Below are 12,488 nucleotides of genomic sequence, written 5' to 3'. Positions count from 1 at the left end.
AGTAGACTGCCTGTCATCTGTTTATCATCTTTCTGCGCTATAACTGTTGTCGATTTTGTAAACAATAAAAATAACAGGTAAGGCAAATGAAACTTCAGTATTTGAGAAGTTCCTTGGTTCTGGCCCTAATGGCTTTGGCTGCGATTCTCGCTGGGTGTGCTTCTGATCATAGGATTAATACTCGTCAGAGTGTCATGATCAAGCATCCGGATATGCAGCCTGTGGGGCGTTACGCATCGGGTATGTATCATGAAGGTGCTGCTGAAATATTGGGCTGGCATTCGGGAAGCCAGTCAGTTTTTGTCGTTAATTCAAGCAATAAAACCATTGATATCCTTGATGCCAGTCACTTAACCAGTCAGCCACTTGTCAATCCTGTTGTTGAGTCCAATCTGACTAAACGGGGAACCATTAACCTACAGCGTTTTTTACCAAGAGTGCCGTTGGGTAACGTTAACAGCCTTGCTTTGCACGGTGATCTGCTGGCTGTTGCTGTTGAAGCGGATAACAAACAGGAGCAGGGTGTCTTAATGCTCTTTGAAGTCAATCGCTCAGGCCGGGTGTTTTTCAAAGATTATGTTTATGTAGGTGAGTTACCCGATATGGTGACAATCACACCTGATGGTCAATATGCACTGGTCGCCAATGAAGGCGAGCCGTCGGACGACTACAAGGTTGATCCTGAAGGTTCTGTCAGTATTGTTGGTATTCACGACAATGGTACTGTGGGTGAAGTTCGGAGGGTCGGTTTTGCAGCGTTTAATAAAGGTGGGCTGAGGCATTCGGAACTGGATAACCGTGTTCGAATTTTTGGTCGCGATGCATCTGTCGCTCAGGATCTTGAGCCGGAGTATATAGCTGTATCGGAGGATTCAAAGACAGCCTTTGTCAGCTTACAGGAGAATAATGCGCTGGCGATTATTGATATAGAAACGGCTGAAATTATAAAAGTGGCGCCTTTGGGCTTTAAGGATTTTGGTCAGTTTCTGGCAGACTTTAGCAATAAAGACGGTGTAAACCTGAAGCAGTGGTCTGGCGTGTATGGTATGTACCAGCCCGACAGTATTGTCTCTTATACAGTAAATGGTGAGACTTTCGTGGTCAGTGCCAACGAAGGTGATGCCAGGGATTACTGGTATGACAGCCTTTCTGAAAAAGAGTGTCTTGCTTCAGGAGGGCTTGATTTTGATGACGAAGATGGATGTCTCGGCTTTTCTGAGGAAGTGCGGGTGAAAAAAATAAAAGTTTCTCCTGATCACCCTAACTATGAAAGTGTGAAAAGCTCAGCGGGTCTGGCGCGACTGAAAATTACGAATACTTTGGGAGATGCTGATAACGATGGGCAGTTTGAAAAGCTTTTCTCTTACGGTGCTCGTTCTTTCTCAATCTGGGACGCTAGAGGTGAGCTCGTTTTTGATTCCGGTGATGACTTCGAACGAATCACTGCGGATATATTGGGTGCCCACTTCAATAATAACGACGATAAGACTAAAGGTGACAGCCGCAGCGATGACAAAGGGCCAGAGCCTGAAGCGCTGGCTGTTGGGCAGGTGAACGGACGGTATTATGCTTTTATAGGGCTTGAGCGGACGGGAGGTGTGTTTATGTATGACATTACTAACCCGAAGTCGCCTGAGTATGTCCGTTATGTACATAATCGGGATTTTAAGGTTGATGCAGCGAAAGAGCCTGAGAAGGCTGGAGATTTATCCCCGGAGGGCATGATATTCGTTGCTGCTGAAAATAGCCCTACTGGCAATCCGCTGTTAGTGATCGGGCACGAAGTATCTGGAACCACGCTTATCTATGAGATTCGATAAATATGTCTCGGACAGCCTCCTAGGAGCCTGTCCGAGAATAGTCTGCCCTACTGCGGTCGTAGTAAATTGGTCTAAAAATCCGATTTTGTTCGTCAAATAGCTCGCTATTCTCCTCTCAAAACCGACTTTTTATCCTCAATTTTCTACGATCCTCGCTACGGGCGCTATTCTCGGACAGCCTCCTAGTGCTGGAAAGCTCTAATATACATACACCTCATGTTGTGTTCTGATCTGCATCCATTTTTCGCCCCCCAGCTTTGTCAGAAGCAGCACGGATGCAGTCAAAACACACCCAGAAAATCGTCTTGTCAGACCAGCAGCGTAAAGACCTTGAGCTCATAGTCCGCAGACGCAAAAGTAGTCAGTCACTTGTGCTCAGAGCCAAAATCATACTGGCTGGTGCAGAAGGTAAAAGCCTGCTCGGAACAGCTAAAAAATTAAAATGTACCAGAGAAACGGTTACCCGCTGGCGCAAGCACTGGGTCGAACGACCTGATGACCAATCCACCCTGGAAAAGCTGAAAGAAGCCCAAAGGCCGGGCACTCCGCCCAAGTTTACCGCTGAACAGATTTGCCAGATTATTGCCCTGTCTTGCGACAAGCCAGAAGACCATGGCTACCCCTTCAGCCATTGGTCAGAAAGCTTATTAGCCATGGTGGCAGTAGACAAAAAAATTGTCTCATCCATCTCGCAGAGACAGGTGGGGCGTTTTTTAAAATCAGGCCGACATTCGTCCAGACAAGGTCAAAGGCTGGGTTGATACTCCGAAAGATGAAGCGTTTGAAATCCGCTGCGCCGATATATGTGACACCTATCAGAAAGCCGTTAAGCGTGCAGAGCAAGGCATCAATACCTTTTCCTTTGATGAAAAAACAGGCATGCAAGCTCTGGAGCCCGTGAAACCAAACAAACTGGTTAAGCCGGGTCACATAGAAAAGCGTGAGTTTGAGTATACTCGTCATGGAACGCAAGCTTTGCTGGCCGGTATGGATGTGGCTACAGGAAAGATAATTCCTCTTATTAGAGATACTCGAACAGAGCAGGATTTTGCTGACTGGCTGGATCTTGTTCTGGCCAGTGACCCAAAGGCAGCAGGTTGGCATTTGGTCATGGATCAGCTCAATACACACATGTCAGAAGCGGCTGTCATGAAGGTTGCAGCTATCGAAAACACACCAGCTAATGAGCTTGGCGTCAAAGGTAAATCCGGTATTTTGAAAAATATGGAAACTCGGGCGGCTTACCTCAGTGACCCATCCCATAAAGTAGTATTTCATTACACGCCAAAGCACGCATCATGGCTGAATCAAATTGAAATCTGGTTTTCCATTTTGGTGAGACGGTTTTTGAAAAGAGGCATATTTACATCAACTGAAGACCTGAAAACCAGACTTCATGGTTTTGTAGATTTCTTCAATGAGCGGATGGCCAAGCCTTTTAAGTGGACTTATCGGGCTCGGCCTCTGCAAGCATAAGAGTGTATGGATATTAGAGCTTTCCAGCACTAGGGCCCAAGCTTCCAGAGCTGTATTGGAAGCTGATAATGGCTGACTACTTTCTGTAATCGATCCCAGTGTTGTTGGTCAGATGAAGAGCTGAGGATTAAAACGATGCCCGCTTTTTTGCCGGTTAACATAGCATAATCCAGTGACTGGCCAATGGCCTCCTGCCATTTGCTGGCGAAATCCATTTCAATAGCATAGTGATCGGTCAGGCAGTCAACTCTGCGACCGTCTTGCATGCGTTGTTCAACCTTGCCACCTTTGCCTTCGCACCAGACTTTCTGATACCAGACTTCCCCGGGACGAGAGGCACTGTTGGGACTTGCTGCATAGAGTATCAGGCAAAAAAACAGAGGGAGTTTTGGCATAAGACACATCCTGTGACTGTCTATAACAGTGTAGGACGAGCGGGAAGCAGTAAACCTGCTTCCCGAAGAGATGGATAGAAACTTTTAAAGGATGACGTTCTTGATATCGTCGTCTTTACGATCCAGATAATGGGTAGACTGAATGCGGCGAATGGTGCGGGAGCGACCACGAACCACCAGGGTTTCAGTCTGGGCAATATTGCCTTTGCGCGAGATACCTTCCAGCAGGTCGCCTTTCGTGATGCCGGTGGCAGAGAAGACAACGTTGTCAGAGCTTGCCATGTCTTCCAGCTTCAGAACAATGCCTGTTTCGATACCCATTTCAGCACAGCGCTTACGTTCCAGTTCGCCTGCTTTCACGTTTTCTTCAGATTTGCCCTTGGCTTCGTCGCGGGTCACCAAGCGACCTTGCATATCACCACCCAGAGCGCGGATAACGGCTGCGGACACAACGCCTTCTGGCGCGCCACCCACACAGTACATCATATCGACTTCGCTGTCTGGCATGCAGGTCAGAATAGAAGCGGCTACGTCGCCGTCAGGAATGGCAAATACCTTTACACCCATCTTTTGCATCATGGCAATGGCGCTGTCGTGACGAGGTTTTGCCAAGGTAATAACGGTCAGGCTTTCGATGGATTTATGCAGGGCGGCGGCAACATTGCGGATGTTTTCTGCCAGTCCCAGATTCAGGTCAATGGCACCTTTTGCGGCCGGACCGGTTACCAACTTTTCCATATACATATCAGGGGCTTTCAGGAAAGAGCCTTTCTCGCCAGCCGCCAGTACGGCGACAGCATTATTCTGGCCCATGGCAGTCATACGGGTGCCTTCAATCGGGTCTACCGCAATATCAACGCTTTCGCCATGGCCTTTGCCGACCTTTTCACCAATGAAGAGCATAGGGGCTTCATCGATTTCGCCTTCACCGATGACGATTTCCCCGTCCATCTCAACTTTGTTCAACATGGCGCGCATTGCTTCTACGGCAGCGCCATCAGCAGCGTTTTTATCGCCTCGTCCCAGCCATTTATAGCCTGCCAGGGCAGCAGCTTCGGTTACACGGGAAAACTCAATAGCCAGTTCGCGTTTCATGGGTGTTTCGCAAGTCTACAGTGGATAACGGCGGGACTTTACCACAAGTGTTTCCATTTTGGAGGTAAATTGGGCAGAAGGCGCGATAACCTCCGGTATGAATTAAATAATGAAACACCTGTAATAGGTATAAGTCATTGGATTGACGGGTTTTGATCCATTGGTCAAGGATAAGTGGAAATCGTTGAATCCACTGGGTTCTTTACCAACACTGGATTAATAAGGATTACTGACTTGGGAAAGGAGTCTCAATAATGCATTCGCAAATTGATAGCATGCTAAACACTCTCGCGGTAGAACGCTATGAGAAAGGATGGAAAGACCTTGATGCATCTGAAAGGGCTGATTTGCGTCAGTACTCTGCAAGCTATAACGATAATGATCATGGATTCAGCTACGCTAAGCCTGAAGCAGGGAAGGTATGGGGTAAATACTCTGTTGCAGGAAGTGAGCAGGCAGCTGAACGAGTAACAGGCTACATTCAAGAGCTGGCTCATGAATATTCAGAATTTGGCCGGGATCTCGGCAAATCCGTTTCTCTCCCCACCCGAAAAATAACTAAAGATTGTCCGATTGCAGAACTTGCAGATTGGAAGCTCCAACTTGAAGAATGGATCACGAAAAACAATGGTAAGGCTCTTGCGGTAGCAAAAGAACTTTGCACCGCTCTGAATGAAAACTATGTACATCGAAAGATTGGAGGTGGGGCTTCAGAGCAAGATATACAGGAAATAATAGAAAGCAGCGTTATATCTGCAATAGCTGCTGGTGCTGAAACGGCTGGTTCATCAAGAGGTATCGCTGATTACCTAGTCAAACAGGCAACTAAATTCCGAAAACAGATTGAGTCAACTGATTCTACATTCCTTGCTCGAGATACTTATCAGAAAGTCAGTAAAAAATACCAAGAATTAGCAGGTCATCTGGATGCTATTAAAGCAGGTATTGATAGGGCTGAGTACGAAAAAATGCTGAAAGCCCTGGCCGGGTTGAAAGCTTCAGTGCCTGAGGATAAGAATGATTTAACCGGCTTTGAATCTAAAGTTAAAGAGCTAATCGATAACTTTCCACAGGATGAAACAGGCATTAATGAAGCCAAGCGCCTTGCATCTATGTGTTTGCAGCCTATGGATGAGTCAATCAGGAAAAAGCTGAACACTATTTGTGAGCAAAGAGTTAATGCTTGCAGGCAGGCTGAGGCAAGAGCAAATCGTACAATCCCAACGCCTATTCGCAATATTCTGAATGAGCTGGCTAAGCGGTATCATCTCGAGGCCAGCAAAAATACAAAAACAGATCCCAAGTCACTTGATTACCTTGATCAATCTGAAATTACCAGTTTCGATGAGTTGCCTGATGCAATGAAGAAAGATTTGCTGGGCAGGGCGGCGGCGCTTTACCGGAAAGATGAGAAAAGTCCCGCAGTTTATTCATCAGATAAGGTTGGCTTTGGTATTCAGTCGGTGGAAGGGGCTGACAAGCTGGCTCAGTCTGTTCAAATTCGTGTTGGTCAAGCCATAAAAGACATGAATGATCTGGCTGCAATAGCTGGGTTTGAAAATGGAATTCCGCCATTAAAAGATACCAAACAATATCTGGTATCCGATCTGGTTGATCTTGATCGCAGGCTTGCTGATTGGGCCAAAGAAAACCCTTATTTGATGGATCTTATGGAGCATCAGGGTGCATTAATGCAACAGGCTTCACGCAAATCTTCTGATCCGGAAGCCGCTCAATCGGTACATAAAAATATTGATCAGCTCTTGGATAAGGTGGTCGTCGCTTGTGTCGATGGAAAAGGTAATGCAGTTCATATGCTTGATCATCTGCGTAATCAGGCAATCTCCAAAGAGAGAGAAGTTGTTAAGGAGGCTAAACCGTCCTGTGAGTACATGGCGAGAAAGGCGGGGAAGTTGGCTGACTCGATAGGTTGTCTGCAGGAAATGTTGATGTCAGAAGGCGCGGTGTTACCTGAAGAGCTTACAGGTGAGCAATTTGTCACAATCATTGATGCGCTTGAGCCACTGGTTGAATGCAGCACTGATGATAATGCCACAATTACTGAGCTTGATGAACGATACTTTAAAGCTGCTCAGACCCTTATCAGTGCCGGAATTGAATTGGCTGATATACCCACAGTGATTGGGAAATACAACACCGCTCCCCGTGCTGCTGCAAGAGGCAGAATGGATGAGTTGTCCTATTGCCTTACCCAGAGTGAAATAGTTGCTAAAGACGATAGTCAAAAGATCAAGGCTGCTCAGGATTTTGCTGCCATTTTCCAGTCTATTTCCCTATGCAAGGTACAAAAGCCAGGCAACTATGAAATCGTTGATCAGACGATTGTTGATGCTATCAAGGCTTGTCAGGACAAGGGTATGGGTTTTCTGGAGTCTTCCGAATTTTTGCATAATGGCGCGCAAAATGCAGATCTTCCGGTCAAAGTGCGGATTGGTGAATATCAGCAGGTAGTACAGGCGGTTGAGGATCGCTCAGGATCAGAATTTGTAGGAAGCGCTGAAGATGTTCGTAAAGTCATTGAAGCTTCTGATCGGCTGAAAAAATTGGAATCCCCTGCAGGCAATGTTGAAGTATTTGATCGTGCATATTGCCAGAGTGTTAATGCTCTGCTGGATATGGGTATTACTGGTAACGAAACTGCGAGTGTTATCAATGAGTTGCTGAGTAGTTACACTGCTGCTGGCACAGATGATCTCATTAAAGAAATGGCTGATACTTTGCCAGTGATTCCTTACCCTGAGCTGGTGACCAAAGAGTACATTGCTGCGGTTCGTGAATGCAGTGAGCAGATTAAAGCCCTTAAAAAAGCGGGCAAAGATATAGAACAACTCGATCAGGCGAAAGCCGCCATTGAGAGTTTTACGGCCGTGTTCCTTCAAAAGCCAGATGTTGCAAGCCTTGGTGCTGTTTTGGGAAAACTGGATGCATGGGTTAAGGAGGAAGCGTATAAAGGAGAGTTGTTTCAAACCACGGGTTCTGTTTGGCAGAAAATGACAGGAAGTGCGCAAAATTATCAGGCACAACTTGCAAAAATCATAAAAGAGGCTGTTGAATTGTGCGAAGAATTGGACAAACAGCTTGAAGCATTGGGGGAGCCTGGTAATTACAATAACTTTGTATTGCAGAAATGGCTTGATGAAAAGCAGCTGTCGTCAGCATTGCCAGCATTGAAAGGTGCACTCATTAACCGGGCTCGCTCGCATAAGAATCATGAGCAGGTTGTATTGCCGCAAGCTAATGTAAATCAGACAGTTTCCCAAATAGATGGGAGTCCGAAACGAATTGTTACTCAGTCATCCAGTGACGATGAAGAAGATTATTATTCTCCGGAAGGGGGTGTTGATGAGTCTCAGGTAGTTGTACCAGAAGAAAAGGGTGTAGAGTCTCGTGCAATCAACAACACTGCGGGTGCAACTATTAATGATAAGGGTAAGGCGATCACTCCACCACCGCCACCTCCTCCACAATTTGGAGCACCACCTCCCCCACCAGTGGCTAAGAAAAAACCGGCTGGTCCGTCTGGGGCTGCTGGTTCCAAGTCTCAGCCTAAGCCCGCTGGTACTGCATCAGCGTCTGGTTCAGGGGTGTCTCCCAAGGATTTGTCGAAGGTGAGGCTTCGAAAGACCAGAGATGAAGAGGGTAATCTTCTTCCAGACAGTGTGGAAAAAAAAAGTGAGGTAATTAAAGAAGAAGCTAATTCGAAAAATGATTTGCTAGCTGCGATCAGGGAGGCGAAAGGTAATGTCAAAAATGCTGCTCGTCCCAAAACTCACAGGCAGCTAGTTAAGACTGTAGAAGAGCTGAAAGATAAAGAAAGGCAAACTAGAAAGAAAGCTCTTGATAATAAGCTTGGTGGGCTTGAGAAACGAGTTGAACATATTGAAGCCAAACTAAGAGGGGGGGTGGATGATGAGCGTGTTGCCAGAGATTATGAAATGCAGCTTAAGCAGACAAAGCAGGAAATAAAGGAGTTTTATCAGGAAAATTCTGGCTTTCAAAAGGGAGCCTTAACGGGTGAGGAACTCAAGAAAGCTGATAAAAAACCAGTGAAATCCGTTGGTGAGATACTACAAGCAAAAATGAGTAAAATTAGGTATAGTGATAGCGAGGATGACGATCCTGCATCAGATGATGAGAATGAATGGTCTGATAGTTAAAATAATTTAGTAAAGCCAATAAAAAAATGCCGACATTGTTCGGCATTTTTTTATTGTAAATCAACCCGTTAAAAAATAGCGCAAAAAGCAGTCCGTATGGTTAGTCTCCGAGCTGCAAACTTTGAATACCGATACTTGACGCCATTTCCCCCTTTCCGTACAATTTCGCGGCTTTATATTACCCTTGGTCTATGATCGATCAGGAGTAGTTCTGGCCGGTTTTATGCCGGCTTTTGCTGTTTGAAGACCGAATTAACCTGTGCAAATCCTCTGGTACAGCAAAATTCGACCTCAAAAAGCTCGAATATAGAAACAATCTGGAGTTCGCTGAATGGCAACTATTAACCAGCTGGTGCGTAAGCCACGCAAGCGCAAGGTCAAAAAGACCGACGTTCCTGCGCTGCAAGCTTGCCCACAGCGTCGCGGTGTTTGTACTCGCGTATACACAACCACTCCTAAGAAGCCTAACTCTGCGCTGCGTAAAGTATGTCGTGTGCGTCTGACCAACGGCTTTGAAGTGACTTCCTACATCGGTGGTGAAGGTCACAACCTGCAGGAACACTCCGTTGTTCTGATCCGTGGCGGTCGAGTAAAAGACTTGCCAGGTGTTCGTTACCACACTGTTCGCGGTAGCCTGGACACCCAGGGTGTTAACGATCGTAAGCAGGGTCGTTCCAAGTACGGTACTAAGAAGCCTAAGTCCTGAGGTTAAAACCTTAAAAGACTGCTGGTTCAGCCGTTTTAAAAGAGCTCTGAACTCTTTTATTGAAAGATTTGTGCGCTGCTTATTAGCAGAAGGTACACAGAATTTAACAGTAGGTTGATAAGAGTAAGGCCGGAGTTATTCCGGATTACCTGAAGGCCGAAAAGAGGGCTTATCAATGCCAAGAAGACGCGTAGTCGCTAAGCGCGACGTGCTGCCAGATCCTAAGTTTGGTAACAAAACCCTGACCAAGTTCATCAACCACGTGATGATCTCCGGTAAGAAATCTGTTGCTGAAAAGATCGTATACGGTGCTCTGGACAAGGTTCAGGAGCGCTCTAATAAGGATCCGCTGGAGCAATTCGAAAAAGCTCTGGAATCCATCGCGCCAATGGTAGAAGTGAAATCCCGCCGTGTAGGTGGTGCTACTTACCAGGTGCCTGTAGAAGTTCGTCCAGCTCGTCGTACTGCTCTGGCAATGCGCTGGCTGGTAGACGCTGCACGTAAGCGCGGCGAGAAGTCTATGGAACTGCGCCTTGCTGGCGAACTGCTGGATGCAGCCGAGAACAAAGGTGCTGCTGTCAAGAAGCGTGAAGACGTGCATCGCATGGCTGAAGCGAACAAGGCGTTCTCTCACTACCGTTTCTAAGTATCAGAGGATTGAGTCGTGGCCCGTAAAACCCCGATCAACCGCTATCGCAACATTGGTATCTGTGCCCATGTTGACGCGGGTAAGACAACGACCACAGAACGCGTACTGTTCTACACTGGTCTGAGCCACAAAATTGGTGAAGTTCATGATGGTGCTGCCACTATGGACTGGATGGAGCAGGAGCAGGAACGTGGTATTACCATTACTTCTGCTGCTACCACCTGTTTCTGGCGTGGCATGGATGCTCAGTTTGATGAGCATCGTGTAAACATTATCGATACTCCTGGACACGTTGACTTCACTATCGAAGTTGAACGTTCTCTGCGTGTACTGGATGGCGCGGTCGTTGTACTGTGCGGTTCCTCCGGCGTGCAGCCTCAGACTGAAACTGTATGGCGTCAGGCTGACAAGTACGAAGTACCACGTATGGTATTCGTTAACAAGATGGACCGTACTGGTGCAGACTTCGGCATGGTTGTCGAGCAGCTGCGCGATCGTCTGGGTGCAAATGCTGTACCAATGCAGATGACTATCGGTGCTGAAGACGAGTTCAAGGGTGTTGTTGACCTGGTTAAGATGAAGTCCATTATCTGGAATGAAGCTGACCAGGGTATGTCTTTCGAATATCAAGACATTCCTGCTGACCTTCAGGATACTTGCGAAGAAATGCGCGAGTATATGATGGAAGCAGCTGCAGAAGCGACTGAAGAGCTGATGGAAAAGTATCTGGAAGAAGGTACTTTGACTGAGGAAGAGATCAAGGCTGGTATCCGTGCACGTACACTGGCTAACGAAATCATCCCTGTCTTTGGTGGTTCTGCGTTCAAGAACAAGGGTGTACAAGCTGTACTGGATGCTGTTATCGAGCTGATGCCTTCTCCAAAAGAAGTTAAAGCGATCGAAGGTATCTTGGACGATGGTAAAGATACCGTTGAAACCCGTGAAGCTGACGACGATGCACCTTTTGCAGCGTTGGCCTTCAAAATTGCTACCGACCCATTCGTTGGTACTCTGACGTTCGTACGTAACTACTCCGGTACCCTGAGTTCCGGTGATACCGTATACAACCCTGTTAAGCACAAGCGTGAACGTGTTGGTCGAATGGTGCAGATGCACGCCAACACCCGTGAAGAGCTGAAAGAGTGTGTTGCGGGCGATATCGTTGCGTTGATCGGTCTGAAAGACGTAACCACTGGTGACACTCTGTGCGCCATGGATAGCGTCATTACTCTGGAGCGCATGGAATTCCCTGATCCTGTAATCTCTGTTGCGGTTGAGCCTAAGTCCAAGGCTGACCAGGAGAAGATGGGTATTGCTCTGGGTAAACTGGCTCAGGAAGATCCTTCCTTCCAGGTTAAGACCGACGAAGAGACTGGTCAGACCATTATCTCCGGTATGGGTGAGCTGCACCTGGATATCCTCGTTGACCGTATGCGTCGCGAGTTCAAGGTGGAAGCTAACATTGGTAAGCCTCAGGTAGCTTACCGTGAAAAGATCAAGTCCTCCGTGGATGCGAACCACAAGTTTGCTAAGCAGTCTGGTGGTCGTGGTCAGTACGGTCACGTTGTTATTGAATTCTCTCCTGCCGAAGGTGGCGAAGAAGGTCTGGAATTCATTAACGAAATCGTGGGTGGTGCTATTCCTCGTGAATACATCCCGGCTGTACAGAAAGGTATCGAAGAACAGATGCAAAACGGCGTTATCGCCGGCTACCCACTGCTGGGTCTGAAAGCGCGTCTGTACGACGGTTCTTTCCACGATGTTGACTCCAACGAAATGGCGTTTAAAATCGCTGCTTCACAAGCGCTGAAAAAGTACGCGCCACAGGCTCAGCCTGTGCTGATGGAGCCTATGATGAAGGTTGAGGTGGTAACACCGGAAGACTACATGGGTGACGTTATGGGCGACCTGAACCGTCGTCGCGGTATCGTTCAGGGCATGGATGATACGCCATCCGGCAAGACTATTAATGCTCAGGTGCCGCTGGGTGAAATGTTCGGCTACGCCACAGATCTGCGTTCAGCAACTCAGGGGCGTGCAACATACTCAATGGAATTCTCCGAGTATGCTGAAGCGCCAAACAGCATTGCTGAAGCGGTCATCAAGAACCAGGGTTAATTTGGGTTCCGCATTTTGACGGTTGTTTTGATTTGTTAGAATGCGGGCTTT

Annotated in this window: 9 protein-coding genes; 7 read left to right on the top strand and 2 right to left on the bottom strand. The window is 47.2% G+C overall.

Annotation, left to right across the window (positions count from 1 at the left end):
* Positions 1-86: 86 nt before the first annotated feature.
* From EZMO1_RS23310 to EZMO1_RS23300, 3 genes are all read left to right on the top strand, one after another.
* A complete protein-coding gene (locus EZMO1_RS23310; RefSeq protein ID WP_034877896.1) occupies positions 87-1,820 on the top strand; it encodes a choice-of-anchor I family protein in 1,734 nt (577 codons plus the stop codon).
* A gap of 275 nt (positions 1,821-2,095) precedes the next feature.
* Positions 2,096-2,581: a helix-turn-helix domain-containing protein gene (locus EZMO1_RS23305; RefSeq protein ID WP_051789651.1), complete on the top strand. Its 486-nt coding sequence runs from the start codon at positions 2,096-2,098 to the stop codon at positions 2,579-2,581.
* A 136-nt stretch (positions 2,582-2,717) separates the two neighbouring features.
* Positions 2,718-3,296 carry a transposase gene (locus EZMO1_RS23300; protein WP_413783212.1) on the top strand — a complete coding sequence of 193 codons (579 nt, stop codon included), beginning with the start codon at positions 2,718-2,720 and terminating at the stop codon, positions 3,294-3,296.
* A 29-nt stretch (positions 3,297-3,325) separates the two neighbouring features.
* Here EZMO1_RS23300 and EZMO1_RS23295 read toward each other — a convergent pair whose 3' ends face one another.
* The gene (locus tag EZMO1_RS23295; RefSeq protein WP_034877897.1) at positions 3,326-3,691 is read right to left on the bottom strand and encodes a hypothetical protein; all 366 of its coding nucleotides are present in this window, start codon (positions 3,689-3,691) and stop codon (positions 3,326-3,328) included.
* Between the two features lie 84 nt (positions 3,692-3,775).
* Complete coding sequence (glpX, locus tag EZMO1_RS23290; protein WP_034877898.1) at positions 3,776-4,786, bottom strand: class II fructose-bisphosphatase; 1,011 nt, start codon at positions 4,784-4,786, stop codon at positions 3,776-3,778.
* Between the two features lie 254 nt (positions 4,787-5,040).
* On the opposite strand from glpX, the gene EZMO1_RS23285 reads away from it, so the two are divergent.
* From EZMO1_RS23285 to fusA, 4 genes are all read left to right on the top strand, one after another.
* Entirely contained in the window at positions 5,041-8,964 is a 3,924-nt protein-coding gene (locus tag EZMO1_RS23285; protein WP_051790394.1) for a hypothetical protein, read from the top strand.
* 331 nt (positions 8,965-9,295) lie between these two features.
* Positions 9,296-9,670, top strand: a complete 375-nt coding sequence (rpsL, locus tag EZMO1_RS23280; RefSeq protein WP_034841716.1) for a 30S ribosomal protein S12 — start codon at positions 9,296-9,298, stop codon at positions 9,668-9,670.
* Between the two features lie 175 nt (positions 9,671-9,845).
* Entirely contained in the window at positions 9,846-10,316 is a 471-nt protein-coding gene (rpsG, locus tag EZMO1_RS23275) for a 30S ribosomal protein S7 (RefSeq protein WP_034877899.1), read from the top strand.
* A gap of 18 nt (positions 10,317-10,334) precedes the next feature.
* Complete coding sequence (gene fusA, locus EZMO1_RS23270; RefSeq protein WP_034877900.1) at positions 10,335-12,437, top strand: elongation factor G; 2,103 nt, start codon at positions 10,335-10,337, stop codon at positions 12,435-12,437.
* Positions 12,438-12,488: the final 51 nt, after the last annotated feature.

This window comes from Endozoicomonas montiporae CL-33, from assembly GCF_001583435.1.
Lineage (GTDB): Bacteria > Pseudomonadota > Gammaproteobacteria > Pseudomonadales > Endozoicomonadaceae > Endozoicomonas_A > Endozoicomonas_A montiporae.
Note: the sequence above shows the minus strand (reverse complement) of the source record. Positions and strands in the feature narration are given on the sequence as shown.